At 66.3% G+C, this 15,930-nt stretch carries 16 protein-coding genes and 1 tRNA gene; 10 read left to right on the top strand and 7 right to left on the bottom strand.

Annotated elements, in window-relative coordinates; all coding sequences use genetic code 11:
* The first annotated feature begins 78 nt into the window (after window positions 1–78).
* The 4 genes from O3305_RS21020 to O3305_RS21005 are packed head-to-tail and all read left to right on the top strand — an operon-like array spanning window position 79 to window position 4,307.
* Complete coding sequence (locus tag O3305_RS21020; protein ID WP_269574278.1) at window positions 79–2,205, top strand: TonB-dependent siderophore receptor; 2,127 nt, start codon at window positions 79–81, stop codon at window positions 2,203–2,205.
* A gap of 10 nt (window positions 2,206–2,215) precedes the next feature.
* Window positions 2,216–2,518, top strand: coding sequence for a DUF3649 domain-containing protein (locus O3305_RS21015; protein ID WP_269574277.1), 303 nt, complete (start codon window positions 2,216–2,218; stop codon window positions 2,516–2,518).
* A 32-nt stretch (window positions 2,519–2,550) separates the two neighbouring features.
* Window positions 2,551–3,987 (top strand): PepSY-associated TM helix domain-containing protein, encoded by a 1,437-nt coding sequence (locus O3305_RS21010; RefSeq protein WP_502958210.1) that lies wholly within the window; start codon window positions 2,551–2,553, stop codon window positions 3,985–3,987.
* Window positions 3,984–4,307, top strand: coding sequence for a DUF3325 family protein (locus O3305_RS21005; RefSeq protein WP_269574275.1), 324 nt, complete (start codon window positions 3,984–3,986; stop codon window positions 4,305–4,307). Before O3305_RS21010 ends, O3305_RS21005 begins: the two co-directional genes overlap by 4 nt.
* Before the next feature lie 71 nt (window positions 4,308–4,378).
* Here O3305_RS21005 and O3305_RS21000 read toward each other — a convergent pair.
* Window positions 4,379–4,454, bottom strand: a tRNA-Ala gene (locus O3305_RS21000).
* A 202-nt stretch (window positions 4,455–4,656) separates the two neighbouring features.
* Here O3305_RS21000 and O3305_RS20995 point away from each other — a divergent pair.
* Window positions 4,657–5,523 (top strand): DUF2171 domain-containing protein, encoded by an 867-nt coding sequence (locus O3305_RS20995; RefSeq protein ID WP_269574274.1) that lies wholly within the window; start codon window positions 4,657–4,659, stop codon window positions 5,521–5,523.
* 65 nt (window positions 5,524–5,588) lie between these two features.
* Here O3305_RS20995 and O3305_RS20990 read toward each other — a convergent pair whose 3' ends face one another.
* The 4 genes from O3305_RS20990 to O3305_RS20975 all read right to left on the bottom strand — a co-directional run bounded on the left by O3305_RS20990 (window position 5,589) and on the right by O3305_RS20975 (window position 8,884).
* The gene (locus O3305_RS20990) at window positions 5,589–6,494 is read right to left on the bottom strand and encodes an alpha/beta fold hydrolase (protein ID WP_269574273.1); all 906 of its coding nucleotides are present in this window, start codon (window positions 6,492–6,494) and stop codon (window positions 5,589–5,591) included.
* 2 nt (window positions 6,495–6,496) lie between these two features.
* Window positions 6,497–6,700 carry a helix-turn-helix transcriptional regulator gene (locus O3305_RS20985; protein WP_269574272.1) on the bottom strand — a complete coding sequence of 68 codons (204 nt, stop codon included), beginning with the start codon at window positions 6,698–6,700 and terminating at the stop codon, window positions 6,497–6,499.
* Window positions 6,697–7,119 (bottom strand): hypothetical protein, encoded by a 423-nt coding sequence (locus O3305_RS20980; protein WP_269574271.1) that lies wholly within the window; start codon window positions 7,117–7,119, stop codon window positions 6,697–6,699. The genes O3305_RS20985 and O3305_RS20980 overlap by 4 nt, the downstream gene beginning before the upstream one ends.
* Before the next feature lie 367 nt (window positions 7,120–7,486).
* Window positions 7,487–8,884 (bottom strand): glutamate ligase domain-containing protein, encoded by a 1,398-nt coding sequence (locus tag O3305_RS20975; protein ID WP_269574270.1) that lies wholly within the window; start codon window positions 8,882–8,884, stop codon window positions 7,487–7,489.
* A 40-nt stretch (window positions 8,885–8,924) separates the two neighbouring features.
* Here O3305_RS20975 and O3305_RS20970 point away from each other — a divergent pair, with 40 nt between their 5' ends.
* Entirely contained in the window at window positions 8,925–9,758 is an 834-nt protein-coding gene (locus O3305_RS20970; RefSeq protein WP_184170348.1) for an LD-carboxypeptidase, read from the top strand.
* An 83-nt stretch (window positions 9,759–9,841) separates the two neighbouring features.
* Window positions 9,842–10,855 carry an aldo/keto reductase gene (locus tag O3305_RS20965; protein WP_269574269.1) on the top strand — a complete coding sequence of 338 codons (1,014 nt, stop codon included), beginning with the start codon at window positions 9,842–9,844 and terminating at the stop codon, window positions 10,853–10,855.
* 218 nt (window positions 10,856–11,073) lie between these two features.
* Here O3305_RS20965 and O3305_RS20960 read toward each other — a convergent pair whose 3' ends face one another.
* On the bottom strand, window positions 11,074–12,471 hold the full coding sequence (locus tag O3305_RS20960; RefSeq protein ID WP_269574268.1) for a class I SAM-dependent methyltransferase: 1,398 nt from the start codon (window positions 12,469–12,471) through the stop codon (window positions 11,074–11,076).
* Window positions 12,461–12,814, bottom strand: a complete 354-nt coding sequence (locus tag O3305_RS20955; RefSeq protein ID WP_269574267.1) for a VOC family protein — start codon at window positions 12,812–12,814, stop codon at window positions 12,461–12,463. Before O3305_RS20955 ends, O3305_RS20960 begins: the two co-directional genes overlap by 11 nt.
* 283 nt (window positions 12,815–13,097) lie before the next feature.
* Between O3305_RS20955 and thrS the strand changes: the two genes are divergently transcribed.
* Genes thrS through O3305_RS20940 form a run of 3 tightly spaced genes read left to right on the top strand, consistent with a single transcriptional unit; the run spans window position 13,098 to window position 15,852 of the window.
* Entirely contained in the window at window positions 13,098–15,089 is a 1,992-nt protein-coding gene (thrS, locus tag O3305_RS20950; RefSeq protein WP_269574266.1) for a threonine--tRNA ligase, read from the top strand.
* Window positions 15,086–15,412, top strand: a complete 327-nt coding sequence (locus tag O3305_RS20945) for a YnfA family protein (RefSeq protein ID WP_269574265.1) — start codon at window positions 15,086–15,088, stop codon at window positions 15,410–15,412. Before thrS ends, O3305_RS20945 begins: the two co-directional genes overlap by 4 nt.
* Window positions 15,412–15,852, top strand: a complete 441-nt coding sequence (locus O3305_RS20940; protein ID WP_269574264.1) for an acetyltransferase — start codon at window positions 15,412–15,414, stop codon at window positions 15,850–15,852. Before O3305_RS20945 ends, O3305_RS20940 begins: the two co-directional genes overlap by 1 nt.
* Window positions 15,853–15,930: the final 78 nt, after the last annotated feature.

Genomic DNA, 15,930 nt, shown 5'->3' with positions numbered 1-15,930 from the left:
CGCTTTCGCTAATGCGATTGACTCGCAATATAGCCTTCCCTAACGAGCCCCCGAACGATCCGCTTCTGGGGAACCGGGATGAACAGCCTTTTCCGTGGCGCATTGCTCGCCAGCGCCATGCTCCTGCCTTCGGCCGCCTGGGCCCATGGTCCCGACGGGGAGGACGACCAGGACAAGGCGCGCGACGAGATCGTCGTCACTGGCACGGTCGAGCAGAAGACCCCCTCCGCCACCGGCCTGTCGCTCACGCCGAAGGAAACCCCGCAGTCGATCACGATCATCGATCGCACCCGCATCGACGATTTCGCTCTCAACAACGTCAACGACCTGCTCACCCAGACCGTCGGCATCAATGTCGAGCGGGTCGAGACCGACCGCACCTATTTCAACGCGCGCGGCTTCGACATCACCAATTTCCAGTTCGACGGCATCGGCATGCCTCTGGTCGCCGGCATCCAGTTCGGCGACCTCGACACCGCGCTGTTCGACAGGGTCGAAGCGATCCGCGGCGCCAATGCGATCATGACCGGCATCGGCAATCCGTCGGCCACGATCAACTATGTCCGCAAGCGCCCGCTCGACGAACTCAAGGCCAGTGCCAGCATCCGCTATGGCAGCTGGAACAGCCGGCGCGCCGAGGGCGATGTCTCCGTACCGCTCAACGACGCGATCGGCGTCCGCCTGGTCTATGCGCACCAGGAAGGCGACAGCTACCTGGCCTATAACCGGGTCAACCGCGACGTGTTCGGCGCGACGATCGAAGCGAAGCTCCTCGACGGCCTGACCTTCACCGCCGGTTACAGCCGCCAGGACAATGATGCCTCGGGCGTGATGTGGGGCTCGCTCCCGCTCAGCTATACCGACGGCACCCGCATTCCCTATGCGCGCTCGGCCTCGACCGCAGCCGACTGGACCTATTGGAACACGCTCGACCAGACGGCCTTCGCCGAGCTGGCCTATGACATTGGCGGCGGCTGGTCGGCCAAGACGATCGCCACCTATCGTCGGCTCAGCTACGAAGCGAAGCTGCTCTACGCCTATGGCAATCCAGACAAGGCTACCGGGCTTGGCCTGGGCGGCATGGCCGGCATCTACCCGTCGGTCTACGACCAGTATCTCGGCGATTTCTACGTCTCGGGCCCGGTCAAGCTGTTCGGCCGCGAGCATCAGCTGGCGTTCGGCGTGTCGAGCGGCCGCACCGATGTGCACGAATGGGAGAATTTCTCGCTCGACGCGATCGACTATCCGCCGGTGCTCAGCCTCGGCCAGGTCGATATCGCCGAACCGAGCTATCCGGGCGAATATCTCGCCGCCGATTATTCGGACCGACTGAAGCGCGCCTATGGCGCCGCACATCTCAACCTTTCCGACCAGCTCAAGGCCGTGGTCGGCGTCAGCGCGATGTGGCTGGAGTCGCTCGGCGATTCCTACGGCACCGATCAGTCGCGCAAGAACAGCAAGGTCAGCCCCTATGTCGGCGCGCTGTTCGATCTGACCCCGAACCTCTCGCTCTATGCGAGCTATACCGACATCTTCAATCCGCAGAGCGAGATCCTGATCAGCGGCCAGCGGCTCGATCCGGCGGCGGGCAGCAGCCTGGAAGGCGGCATCAAGAGCGAGTGGTTCGGCGGCAAGCTCTACGCCACCGCCTCGCTGTTCCGCGCCAAGCAGAAGGGGCTGGCGGCTTTTGCCGGAACCTGCGCCGCCACCGATCCCTGCCGCACGGGCGACAGCTACTATACCGGTGTCGATACCACCTCGAAGGGCTTCGAGATCGAACTCGCCGGCAAGGTGACCGACAACTGGTCGATCAGCGGCGGCTATACCGGCCTCAAGATCGAGGACGAGGCGGGCAACCCGGCGCGGACCTTCCTGCCGCGCAGGACGCTCAAGCTCGCCACCACCTATACGGTGCCCCAGCTCAACGACCTCAAGCTCGGCGCGCAGTTCCGCTGGCAGGGCGACATCACCTATGCCGATAGCGGCGTCCAGGCTTATGGCATCGTCACCGGCGACGTGATCCTGCGCCAGCCCAGCTATGCGGTGGTTGACCTGATGGCCAGCGTCCGCCTGGTCGACAAGGTCCGCGCCAGCGTGAACGTGCGCAATGTCGGCAACGAGAAATATCTCGGCAGCCTGATGTGGGGCCAGGCCTATTATGCGGCACCGCGCAACGTCAGTGTCGCGCTCAGCTTCAACTATTAAGACCGGGCGCGTGGCAGGGGCAGCACAACAAAGACAGGGCTGGCGCTATCGCGCCAATGTCGCCGCGCGCGTGGTGGCGGGGACGATCGGCGCCTATGCCGTCGCCGCGCTCGCCGCCGCGGCGCTTGCACGCGTGCTGCCGATGCCCAGGGTCGAGGCGATCATCCCCGCCACCCTGATCGCCCTGCTGATCGGGCCGGCGGTGACGATCTGGGCATTCCTGGCTCGCGGTCCCTGGCGCGCCTGGGCCGGTATCGTCCTGGTCGGCGCGGCCCTTGCCGCGATCGTCTGGGCGACGGGAGCCCCGGCGTGAGCGCGGCAGTACGCGAGGGCGTTCGCCAGGTCATGGCCTGGCTGCACGGCTGGGTCGGGCTGCTGCTCGGCTGGGTGTTGTTCGTCATGTGCCTCGCCGGCACGCTCAGCGTGTTCAAGCCCGAGATCGGCCAGTGGATGCGCCCCGAGACCAGCGCCAAGGCCGACCCGGCCGACGCGATCCAGGCCGCCGCGACCTGGCTCACCGCGAACGCGAAGGATTCCAACGCCTGGTTCTTCACCGTGCCCAGCGACCGGATGAACACGGTGGAGGCGACCTATGATACCGGCGGCAAATATCTCTATCGCGCGCTCGATCCGGTGACCGGCGCGCCCGCTCCGCGCGAGACGCTGGGCGGCGAATTCTTCTACCGCCTGCATTTCGAGCTGGAGCTGCCCTATCCCTGGGGACGGTTGCTCGCATCGATCGCGGCCATGGTGATGCTGGTCGCGCTGATCACCGGGATCATCGCGCACCGGCGCATCTTCAAGGACTATTTCACCTTCCGCCCGGCCAAGGGCCAGCGCTCCTGGCTCGACGGGCACAACGCGCTGGGCGTGCTCGCCACGCCCTTCCACCTGATGATCACCTTCACCGGGATCGTGACCCTGGCCTCGCTCAACATGCCTTGGGCGATCACCGCGACCTATGGCAACGACCTGGAGGCCGTGTACCACGACCTCTCGCCGGGCATCGCCGAGCGCGCGCGCGCCAATGTGCCGGCGCCGCTCGCCCCGATCGCACCGATGCTGCGCGAGGCCCAGCGCCAGCTCGGCGGCACGATCGGCCGTGTCTATGTACTCAATCCGGGCGACAAGGGCGCAGTGGTCAGTGTGTTCCGCTCGGATGCCGACCAGCTCGGCTTCAACATGGCCGAGATGAGCTTCGACGGCGTAACCGGCCAGCCGCTCCGCAAGTGGCGCGAGAACCGGGCAGCGGTCCAAACTTACAATGTCGTCTACGGCCTGCACATGGCCCGCTTCGCGCCGATCTTCACCCGCTGGCTCTATTTCCTCGGCGGCGCGATGCTCACCCTCGCAATCGCCACCGGCATGGTGCTGTGGATCGTCAAGCGCCGCGAGCGTGCGCCGCTCTCGATCGGCAATCGCATCGTCGAGCGCCTCAACGCCGGGGTTCTGGCCGGCGTACCACTGGGCTGCGCCGCCTATCTCCTCGCCAACCGCCTGTTGCCGCTCGGCATCGAAGGCCGGGCGGAGCTCGAGGTCTCGATCGCGCTCTACACCGCCGCCGCCGCGCTGGTGGTCGGCGCCGCACTCAAGCCGCGCTGGTCCTGGCCGCTGCTCACCGGCATCACTGCGCTGGCCTGCATGCTCGCCGCGATCCTCGGCCTTTCGGCCAGCGTCATGTCGGCCGTGCTGCTGGCCACTGGCGCCGCGCTCGCCTGGCTGGCGGTGCAGCAGAGCCGCGGGCCGAAGCAGCGGCCCCAGCGGCGGAGGCGCACGGCATGATCCTCGCCATCACCGGCCTGCTCTATCTCGGCATGTTCGCGCTCGCCGCCGGCATGTCGCGCCACGCCGATCCGCTGCTCGGCCTGCAGGCGAAGCTGACCACGCTGCGGCACCCGGCTCGCTATGGCTGGGGGCTAGTCGCATTGTCGCTGCTGCTTGCGATCTTCGCGCATGATGGCGGCCAGGCGCTGGTGCTCTGGTTCGGGGTGATCCCGCTGGCCAGCGCGATCATCCTCCTCGGCCTCACCTATCGCCCGGCGGCTGCGCGCGCCGTGGTGCCGGTGGCGGCCGTGATGGTGCTGCTCGCGCCCTTCTTCTGATTCGGAGAAATCCGCGACACGACAGTGCTCGGCGGTTGGCGCTGGCTATGCTGTTGGGAAATATGGGCGGCTGGTGGAGCTGAGGGGAATCGAACCCCTGACCTCTGCAGTGCGATTGCAGCGCTCTCCCATCTGAGCTACAGCCCCGCCGCCTGTCTCCGGGGAACCCGGAGAGGCGCTGCATTAGCGGCGCTTTTTCCCCAATGCAACCGGCTTGCAACGCGCGCGGCAAAACGCTTCGCCAGTGCGGCGAACAGCACTGAATAAGCTGGCTTTTTCCGGAACCATCATACCCGCTCGTCCGCTGAATCCGCACCAACTCAGCCCAACCTGCAGTGGAGAGGATTCGATGAACGACCGTTACGGCGATCCCCGGTATTTCGGCCCCGAGGACCAGTATCAGGTGAGCGGCGCCCGACGCGCCGGAGGTGAGCATTATTCGAGCGCCCGCGAATATGCGGCGGCTGGCGCGTTCGGCAAGGGACGCGGCTATCGCGGCAACCACGGCTATGGCGGCGGCTATGGCAACGACTGGGATCGCGGCGGCCGTGACTATCGCACCGATAGTGGCAACTGGGATACGCCGCGCGGCTACGGCGAAGATCGCGAGTACCGCGCGGGCTATGATTCCGATCGCGGCTTTTTCGACCGCGCCGGTGACGAGGTCCGTTCCTGGTTCGGCGATCGCGAGGCGGAACGTCGCCGCGAAGCCGATATGCGCTACGACGCTCGCCAGGGGCGCGAAGAGCGCTGGGCGCAGGGGCCTGACGACCATTATTCGGGCTGGCGCCGCCAGCGCATCGCCGAGCTCGACAATGACTATGACGAATATCGCCGCGAGAACGCCCAGCGCTTCGAAAACGAATTCAACAGCTGGCGGACCGACCGCCAGGGTCAGCGCGATGGCCTGCGCCGGGTAAGCGAGCATATGGAAATCGTCGGGTCGGATGGCGCGCATGTCGGCACGGTCGACAAGATCCGCGGCGACCGCATCGTCCTGACCAGGAACGACAGCGATGCCGGCGGCCATCACCACTCGATCCCGTCGCGCTGGATCCAGTCGGTCGATGACAAGGTAACGCTGCGCAAGACCGCGGACGAGGCGCATGCGGCGTGGAAGGACGAGGAACGCTCCGGCGCGCTGTTCGGCGGGCGCGACGATCAGGACTGGAATCGCGACCGGAACCTGAACCGGAGCTTCCCCGGGACCTATTGATCCCCAGATAACAGATGTGAGCAGAACTGGGCCCGGGCATGCTTCCCGGGCCCTTCTTTATCGGCTCAGCCCGCCAGCCACGCAGTCAGCGCCGCGCGGAACGCATCGGGCTGGTCGAGCATGACGAAGTGCCCGCTGTCGCCGACCCCGGTGAGCGCGAGCTTCGCCGTGCCGGCATATTCGCGCTTGTAGAAATCGAGCGTCACCGTCTCGCCGCCACGTTCCGGCGACCAGGGAACGATCACCGTGACCGGCGTGGCGATGTCCTTGAGCTGCGGGCGCAGGTCGACCTGCATGTCCTCGAACAGCGCCTGGCCCGAGACGCGCATGTCCGCCTTCGCCATCCAGGCGGCGACCTGCGCCTGCGAGGCCGGCTTGAGCGCGTTCTGGCGCGCGATCGCCTGCCCCACCGCCTCGGGCAGCGGCTTGCCGTAGAGCCCCGCCATCTGGACGCGCATCGCCTCGGCCTGGGGCTTCACTGTCGCCACCGTCGAGCCCGGCACGAAGGCCGAACCGACAAAGGGCAGCGCATCGACGATCAGCGCCCTGCCGACATCGCCAGGATGCGCCTGGGTGAGCATCAGCGCGAGCAGCCCGCCCATCGAATGGCCGACCACCGCGGCACCGGCGATCCTCTGCTCCGTGACCAGCCTGTGCAGATCGGCGACCATCCCCGGCAGGATGGCCTGCCCCAGATTGCCCCCCGGCGCATCGCCGCCAAAGCCGTTGACCTGGACGAGATAGACGGTGTGGGTCTTCGCCAGCTCGGGCGCCACGCCGTCCCACACCGCACGCGGGCTGGAGAGGCCAGGGATCAGGATCACCGGGCTGCCCTTGCCGATCACCTGCACCGAAATGTGATCCATCTGGATCAGGCTGGCCGGGGCGGCCACGGCATGCGCAGCGGGAGCGTGCAGGATCATCGGGATGCTGGCGGTTGCGAGCAGGGCGAAGGCAATGCGACGGATCATGGTCAGTCCTTGCGGTTGGGATTGGTGAAGATCTCTTCGATGGTCAGGCCGAACAGGTCGGCGATCTTGAAGGCGAGCGGGAGCGAGGGGTCGTAGCGGCCGGTCTCGATCGCATTGACACTCTGGCGGGAGACCTCGAGCCGCTCGGCCAGGTCCTGTTGGCTCCACGCCCGCTCGGCGCGCAGCACGCGGAGGCGATTGATCATTCGCCGCCTCCCGCCAACCGGTCGCGCCAGGTCATCACGCACTGCGCGATCCCCCAGGAACCGCACCAGAGCGGGAAGCCCCAGATCGCGATATCCGGATCGGGCTGAACCGCGCCGCCATTGGTGAGGAAGCCATATATGGTGACCGCGGCCAGCAGCACGCCGGTGCCGAACAACATGCAGGCGGCGATGCGCTGGCGCTGGAACTCGTCGGTTTCCTCGAGAAGATAGAGCCCCATCACGACGATCACGCCGATGACGGGGAGCGCCGGCAGAACCGAGAGGGTGACCAGCGCCACGCCGGTCGGATGCAATTCCTTGAGCGCCCAGACGCAGGCGAACAGCACGACGACATAGGCGATCATCGTCGGAACGAACCGCTTCAGATAGCGGCGGCCGGCAACCGTACTTGTCTTCATGTCAAGCGTCCTTTCGAATTAGTCAAGGACGCTTTACTCAACAAATGACAGGCATGTCAATGGGACTTTCCATATCGGAAAGCATCCACGACTAACTGCTAATGCTGTTTTCCAACGGGAGGGTCGGGATCAACGCTCCAGCCCCGCATGTCGCGGATCATCGGCTTGCCGCAGCCCTCGCACCAGGATCGAAAGGTCGAGCCGTCATTCCATGCGCGCCCACGGCTGCGATGGTGTTTGCCGAACACGCAAAAGACTGGCTGCAGCAACCGCATATGCCGCCTCCCCGGAATCTGAGGGGAAGGTGACATTGCAGCGCACACAAAGTCTACAACTTTCTGAATATACGGAGAATTATTGCCTATTTTTAATGTGTGAGCCGCCCGAGCATTTCGGCTGCCAGCTGGCTGAGCGTGTCGTCGCGCGCGCCCATCACCACGATCCGGTCCCCCGGTCGTGCGATCGCCACCAGATGCGCCGCTGCCGCCGCCCGGTCAGGAATGTGCACCGCGTTGCGCCCCGTAGCCGCGACATCGGCGATGATGTCCGCGCTGGTCACTTCGCGATTGGTCGTGCCGCCCTGATAGACCGGGTCGGGCATTACCAGCACGTCCTCGGCGCCCAGCTTCTCGGCGAACATCGCCACCAACTCGCGCCGCATTACCCGGAGCGGGCCATAGCCATGCGGCTGGAACAGCAGCAGCAACCGCCCTTCAAAGGTGTGGAGCGTGTCCAGCGTCGCGGCGATCTTGTCCGGGTTGTGCCCGAAATCGTCGATCACCGCGATCTCGTTCGCCTCGCCGACGAGTTCGAAGCGGCGCTTGAGCCCCTGGAATCCCTGGATCGCCTGCGCCGCATCCTCAAGCGCGATCCCCGCCGCCAGCGCCGCGCTGATCGCCGCCAGCGCATTCGAGACATTGTGCTTGCCCGGCACTTGCAGCGTCACCGGGATCGAGGGCTCGCCCTCGCGCGCCAGCTCGAACGCGATGCCATAGCGCTGCTCGCGCAGGTTGATCGCCGTCAGGTCCGCAGCCGAGCCGATCGCGAAGGTCACCAGCCGGTCACGCGGCATCGTCGCCGCCAGCAGCGCGCCCTCGCCATTGTCGAGATTGATCACTGCCTTGCCCGATCGGGCGATGAACGCGCCGAACAGCTCGATCAGCTTCTCCATCGGGAGGTGATCGAGGCTGACATTGTTGAGTACCGCGACATGCGGGCGATAGAGCGCGATCGATCCGTCGCTCTCGTCGACTTCGCTCACATAGGCGGCGCCGCTGCCGACCAGCGCGCTGGCAAAGGGCGCATCGGGGGTGACGAAATTCTTCATCACCGCACCGTTCATCACCGTGGGATCGCGGCCCAGCGCATGGAGGATCCAGCCGATCATACCGGTGACGGTCGACTTGCCGCTGGTGCCTGCCACGCCGACCGACGCCGGCGAGCCGTTGAACAGCGCGGCGTTGAGCTCGGCCCGCGTCATCCGCGGATTGCCCAGCTCGGCGGCGCGGCGGGCATCGGGCACGGTCTCCTCGATCGCGGCGGAGGCGACGACGATCTGCTCGCTTGAGCTGATCCCGCTCCCGTCCTGCGGGAACACGCCGATCCCGCTGGCCTTCAGGAAATCGAACTTGGCCGGCAGCCGCCCCGAATCGAGGCTGCGGTCCGATCCTGCCACGCTGGCGCCCTGCCCGGCCAGGATCATCGCCAGCGGCATCATCCCCGATCCACCGATGCCGACGAAGAAGTAAGGTTTGCGATGCTCCATGGCCTCGCGCTATCGGCAATTCGAAGCAAAGGGGCAAGGCATGCGCATCGGAGTCGTCGCACCAGCAAGGACAGTCAGCCGGGAATCCTCGGCCAGGCTATCCGCGTTCATGGCGCTGACCTACCCCGAGCACGAGATCGTGTTCCATCCGCAATGCTATCTCGAATGGGGCCATTTCGCCGGCACCGACGAACAGCGCGCCGCCGCCTTCCTCGAATATGCCAATGATCCGGCGTTCGACGCGATCTGGTTCGCGCGCGGCGGCTATGGCTCCAATCGCATCCTCGACATGGTGATGCCAAAGCTCGGTTCGGCCGCGCGGCACAAGACCTATATCGGCTTCTCGGACATGGGCTTCATGCTCGGCGCGCTCTATGCCGCGCGGGTCGGCCGCGTCGCGCACGGATCGATGTCCTCGGGCCTCGGCCAGCATGATGAGGGCGTTTCCGAAGGCTGGGTGCTCGGCTGGCTGATCGACGGCGACAAGCGCGGCCTGGAGCCGGCGCTGGCCGATGGCCGCCCCGCCGCCGCGTTCAACCTGTCGATCCTCAATGCGCTGATCGGCACCAAATACCTGCCCGACCTGACCGACCATGTCCTCTACATCGAGGAAGTGGACGAGCCGCTCTACCGGATCGACCGGATGATGTTCCAGATGGCGCACGCTACCCAGCTCAAGGGCATTGCCGGCGTGCGGCTGGGCGCGGTCTCAGCAGTCAAGGACAATGGCGAGGCCGCAGGCAACTACAGCTTCGGCGAGACGATCGACCAGATGATCCTGCGCTGGTGCCATGACATGGGCGTGCCCTATCTCGGCCGCGCCGAGATCGGCCATGTCCGCCTGAACCGGGTGGTGCCCTTCGGGCTGCTCTAACCCTACCCGTACGGGTCTTTCGCGCGCAGGCGCTGCTACCTATCTGCCGGGCTCGACAAGGCTTCGGAAAAGGGCAGCGCGACATGGCGATCAAGGACATCCTACCCGGCAAGCTCGGCTTCGGCGCCGCGCCGCTCGGCAACATGTTCCGCGACATCCCCGAGGAGGAAGCGCTCGCCACCGTCGATGCCGCCTGGAACCAGGGCATCCGCTATTACGATACCGCCCCGCTCTACGGCGCCGGCCTGGCCGAGATCCGCATGGGCGAAGTGCTGGGCAGCCGCCCGCGCGACGAATATGTGATCAGCACCAAGGTCGGCCGCGTCATCCTCGACGAGCTAGAGGATGTCAGCGCACGCGACCAGGGCGAGAAGGCCGGCGTCTTCGCCCATGGCCGCGCCAACAAGGTAGTGAACGACTATTCGGCCGACGCGACGATGCGCTCGATCGAGGACAGCCTGAAGCGGCTCAAGACCGATCGCATCGAGATCGTCTTCGTCCATGACCTCGCCCAGGATTTCTACCGCGACGAATGGGTCGACCGCTTCGCCGAGGCGCGCAAGGGCGCTTTCCGCACGCTCGACCGCTTGCGCGACGAAGGCGTGATCAAGGCCTGGGGCCTGGGCGTGAACAAGGTCGAGGCCTGCGAGCTGCTGCTCGACCTGGAGGAACCGCGCCCGGACGGTTTCCTGCTCGCCGGCCGCTATACGCTGCTCGACCACGAGCGCGCCCTGCAGCGGCTGATGCCCAAGGTCGCCGAACGCGGCCTCGGCATCGTCGTCGGCGGGCCTTACAGCTCGGGCGTGCTCGTCGGCGGTGCGCATTTCGAATATGCCCCGGCGCCCCAGGCGATGCTAGACAAGGTCGCCCGGATCAGGGCGATCGCCGACCGCCATGGCGTGGGCATGAAGGCGGCGGGCCTGCAATTCTCGCTGGCCAATCCAGCAGTCGCTGCAGTGATCCCCGGCGCGAGCAAGCCGAGCCGCCTCGCCGAGGACCATGCCGCGCTCAACGAAGCGATTCCCGCCGATTTCTGGCGCGAACTGCGCGAGGCAGGGCTGGTTTCGCCGGATGCCCCGTTGCCGATCGACGGGTGAGGTGGGAGGCCGGGCAATCCATACCTGCCATCCCGGACTCCAACTCGTCATCCCCGCGAAGGCGGGGATCCAGGGTAGTTTGCGATGCCGAAGCAATCGAGGCCATCCGCTGCCGGAAACCTCTGGCAGGGCCGCGAACCTTTCACCCTTGGCTCTGGATCCCCGCCTTCGCGGGGATGGCGGAGAATAGAGTTTTGCGGGAAACCTTTGGCGGTTCGCTATCCGGCCACCCGCTTCGCCCACAAATGAAACATCCCCGCGAACAGATGCGGCGCAGTTGCCTCCACCTGGTCCCATAGGGCGAGGCTGCGCCGGTCGCCGCCGGTCCCGAAGAGCCGCGTGAACAGGCCCTGCGCATCGGGCGGAGCATCGAGCATCAGCAGCTCCAGCCCGGCGGCGGCGAGCATCTCGCCGATCGCGGGCAGCCGGTACCAATGCTCGCGGACATGGAAGCACAGGTCGCGGCACCCGCTCAGCGTGTAGAAGTCGTCACTTTCCCGCAGCCGGGAAAGCGGCTGTTCCGGCGGCAGCGCCAGCACATGCGCACGGAACGCGCGGATGCCCTCTGCACTCGCATCCCAGCTATGCTCGGCGATCACCCGGTGCGCCTCGGCAACCCAGCCCCGCGCACGCTCGCTGTAGAGCGCAAGCCGCACCACCCCACCCGATTCCAATACGCCGGTCAGCGCGGCCAGCCCGTCCTCGGGCCGCTCCATATGGTGTAGCACGCCGGTACAGTTCACCAGCCCGAAGCGCTGGCCCAGTTCGGCAATATCGAGGATGTCGCCCCGCACGAAGCGTACCGCCTGCACGCCCAGCGTGCTGGCCATGCGCTGGCCATAGGCGAGGCTGGCGCCGCTCAGGTCCAGCGCGGTGATCGTCAGAGACGGGTCCATCCGCGCCAGGTCGATCGGCTCGAACCCGGTGCCGCAGCCGGCGACCAGCACCGCGAGCGGCTCGGCCTGCGGGGCGCCCAACGCGGCGAGGTGCGCGGCTACCGACACGCGCTGCCGGCCCGCAGGCGCGCGCCAGCGCGGATAGGGATTGGCCTCGTACTGCGCACGCACCCTATCCGATACGGCGTCCCCCGATGGGCCGAGCGACGGCATCGCCTCAATCAGCGCCTGCTCCTCGGCCAGCGCGGCGACTGCCTCGGGAGGAACGCCCAGCCCCTCTCCGCCCCACACATACTCACCGGCAAAGGCCTGCACCGCCAGCGCCGCCCGCAGCCCTTCCGGCAGCGTCTCTCCCGCCAACCAGGCCAGCCGCGCCTCCATCGCCGGATCGACGTTGATGCAGCGCGTGAGGAACGCGATCCACAGCGCGTCCTCCGCCACTATCGGCTCGGGATATTTCACCAGCAGCATGCGTGCCGTCGTCCGCGCCAATGCCTGCGGATCGACCGTGCGCGCATGCAGACAGGTCACCAGGTCCGCCTCCAGCTGGGTCGGCCAGCCGGTCAGCGACAGGTGCGACAGCAGCTCCGCATAGGCCGGCGCCGTCGCCTCGGAATCGAGCGCCAGCGCATGGCTCAGCATCGGCAGCGCCTGGTTGAACGCGCCTTGGTTGGCGGCATCGGCCGCCATGCGCAGCAATTGCCCGGCTTCAGGATGCAATGCGGCCGATCCTCACCAGCGTGCCGTCCGGATCGCTCACCGCGAACTCGTAGCAACCCCAGGGCTTCAGGCTCGGCCCCTCCTTCTCGATGATGTGCTCGCGCACCCGGTCCGCCACCGCGTCGACGTCATCGGTGTAGAGATAGATGCCGAAGGGATTATGCCCCGGCACCACCCAGCCGAGAACCGCCTTGTTCAGGTGCAGGTGCCACCCCTTGCCGTCGTCCAGTATCTTGTAGTCGCCGTAGTCACTGGCCAACCGGAACCCCAGCCGCTCGTAGAACGCCATGCTGGCATCCAGGTCGTTGCAGGGCAGGATCGTGGTCGCGCGCTGACTGTCCATCTCGACTCTCTTTCGTTCGTGTCCGGCCCTACGCCATCTCGAAACCGGCTTCCAATGTAGGATTTCGTCTGCCACGCCGTTCGGCATGGCCAGGGCGCGATTTTTTCGGACGCACCGGAAAGCATCGTTCCCGTCCAGCGGCCAAAGTGAAATGATTTGCCCCGACTCCCTTCACTTTGGGGCTTCGCACAAGCAATTTCACGAGTGCTTGCCTATATCGCACCCGCGAAGGCATAAGCCGCGCTCCAATCACCCCTTCACGAAAGTCAAACCCGTGTCCGAGATGTTCCGCATTACGCTGCCCGACGGTTCCGTCCGCGAGGTAGCCCCGGGGACTACCCCGGCGGACATCGCCGCGGCGATCGGTCCGGGTCTGGCCAAGGCGGCGCTCGCCGCGCGCGTCGATGGCGAGCTGCGCGACATCGGCCGTCCGTTCGAGGGCGACGCCCAGCTCGCTTTGGTCACCGCGAAGGACGAGAAGGACGCGCTCGAGCTCGCCCGCCACGACTTCGCACATATCCTGGCGGAAGCGGTGCAGAACCTCTTCCCGGGCACGCAGATCACCTTCGGCCCTGCGACCGACGACGGCTTCTATTACGACTTCGCCCCCAAGGACCGTCCCTTTACCGAAGAGGACCTGCCGGCGATCGAAGCCGAGATGCGCAAGATCATCGGCAAGAACGAGCCGCTGATCCGCGAGGTCTGGTCGCGCCAGCAGCTGATCGATCGCTGGACCAGGCAGGGCGAGACCTTCAAGGCCGAATGGGCGCAGGAACTGCCCGAGGGCGAAGAGCTGACCGTCTACCGCGCCGGCAAGGGCGAGGACGCCTGGCTCGACATGTGCCGCGGCCCGCACCTCGCCTCCACCGGCAAGGTCGATCCCAACGCCTTCAAGCTGACGCGCGTTTCGGGCGCCTATTGGCGCGGCGACCAGAAGAACGCGATGCTCTCGCGCATCTATGGCACGGGCTGGCTCAACAAGAAGCAGCTCGACGAGCACATGATGCGCCTCGAGGAGGCCGCCAAGCGCGACCACCGCAAGCTCGGCCAGGAGATGGACCTGTTCCACCTCCAGCAGGAAGCGCATGGCTCGGTGTTCTGGCACCCGAACGGCTATGTCATCTACCGCGCGCTCGAGGATTATATGCGCCGTGCGGTCAACGCCGCGGGCAGCCGCGAGGTGAAGACCCCGCAGGTGATGGACGCGCGCCAGTGGGAGCAGTCCGGCCACTGGGGCAAGTATCGCGAGAACATGTTCGTCATCCCCGACGAGACCCCGAACATCGAGGACGAAGGCCCGATGGTGTCGGAAGACGTGCAGTGGATGGCGCTCAAGCCGATGAACTGCCCGGCGCACATCTTGATCTTCAAGCAGGGCATCAAGTCGTATCGCGACCTGCCGCTGCGGCTCGTCGAGAATGGCTGCTGCCACCGCAACGAGCCGCACGGCGCGCTGCACGGGCTGATGCGCGTCCGCCAGTTCACCCAGGACGACGGCCATATCTTCTGCCGTGAGGACCAGATCGTCGACGAGGTGCAGGATTTCTGCCAGCTCGCCGACCGCGTCTACAAGGACTTCGGCTTCACCTATTCGATCAAGCTGGCACTGCGCCCCGAGAATCGCTTTGGCACCGAGGAGATGTGGGACCAGGCCGAGGCCGAGCTGCGCGACGCCGTGGTCCGCGCCGGAATGGCGACCGAGGAATATGGCTGGGAAGAGCTGCCCGGCGAAGGTGCCTTCTATGCGCCGAAGCTGGAGTGGCACCTGACCGACGCGATCGGCCGCACCTGGCAGGTCGGCACGATCCAGTCGGACCGCGTGCTGCCCGAGCGTCTCGACGCGTCTTACGTCGCCGAGGATGGCGAGCGTCACCGCCCGGTGATGCTCCACCGCGCGATCTTCGGGTCCTATGAGCGCTTCATCGGCATCCTGATCGAGCATTTCGCCGGCAAGCTGCCGACCTGGCTCGCGCCGACCCAGGCGGTGGTCGCGACGATCGTCTCCGATGCGGACGATTATGCGAAGGAAGTCGCCAGGAAGCTCCAGGCCGTCGGCATCCGCGTCGAGACCGATCTTCGCAACGAGAAGATCAACTACAAGGTCCGCGAGCATTCGGTGGCCAAGGTCCCCAACCTGCTCGTCGTCGGCAAGCGCGAGGCCGAAGAAGGCACCGTGGCGTTGCGCGTGCTGGGCAGCCAGGGCCAGCAGATGCTGAGCCTCGACGAAGCGGTGGCCAGGCTGGTGGCCGAGGCGACTCCGCCCGACCTGGCATGAACCCGGCAACGCTCGCGATCTATGCCGGCGCCGCGCTGGCCGAGATCGTGGGCTGCTTCGCCTTCTGGGCGGTGCTGCGGCTGGACAAGTCGGCGTGGTGGTTGATCCCCGGCGGCATCTCGCTCGCCCTGTTCGCCTGGCTGCTGACGTTGAGCAGCGCCGATGCGGCCGGGCGGGCCTACGCCGCCTATGGCGGGATCTACATCCTCGCCTCGCTCGGCTGGATGGCGCTGGTCGAACGCGTGATGCCCACGCGCTGGGACATGGCCGGCGCCGCGCTGGCAGTGGCAGGTTGCCTGGTGATCCTGTGGGGGCGCCGCTGATGCCCCGCGTTCGTCTTGGCACCAAAGCCGATGTACCCCGTGCACTGGCTATCTGGCGCGCGGCAGTTGATGCCACCCATGGCTTCCTCTCTGCAGAACACCGCGCCGAGATCGACACCATGGTCGCGGAGCAGTTCCTGCCCCAGGCACCGCTTTGGCTGGTCGAGGACAATGCCGGGGTGGTTCAGGGCTTCCTCGCCATGGACGGGGCCATGATCGACGCATTGTTCGTCGATCCGGCCGCGCATGGCCGCGGCCTTGGCAGTGCCCTGGTAGCACACGCCCTGTCCCTGTCTCCGGACCTACTGGTCGATGCCAACGAACAGGCGGACAATGCCCTGCCCTTCTATATCGCACGCGGCTTCGAGGTCATCGGTCGCTCGGAAAGCGATCCGGCAGGGCGGCCTTATCCCATCCTCCACTTGCGTTATGTCGGCTAAAACCCGATATCAGCGTTACGTCCACGCCACAGTGCGCGGAATTTCGGCGGAAACGCGGTCGCCGGGCTACCGATTTGC

This window comes from Sphingomonas sp. NIBR02145, from assembly GCF_027359115.1.
In the GTDB taxonomy this organism is placed as follows: domain Bacteria; phylum Pseudomonadota; class Alphaproteobacteria; order Sphingomonadales; family Sphingomonadaceae; genus Sphingomonas; species Sphingomonas kyeonggiensis_A.
This window is presented reverse-complemented; position numbering and strand designations above follow the sequence as displayed.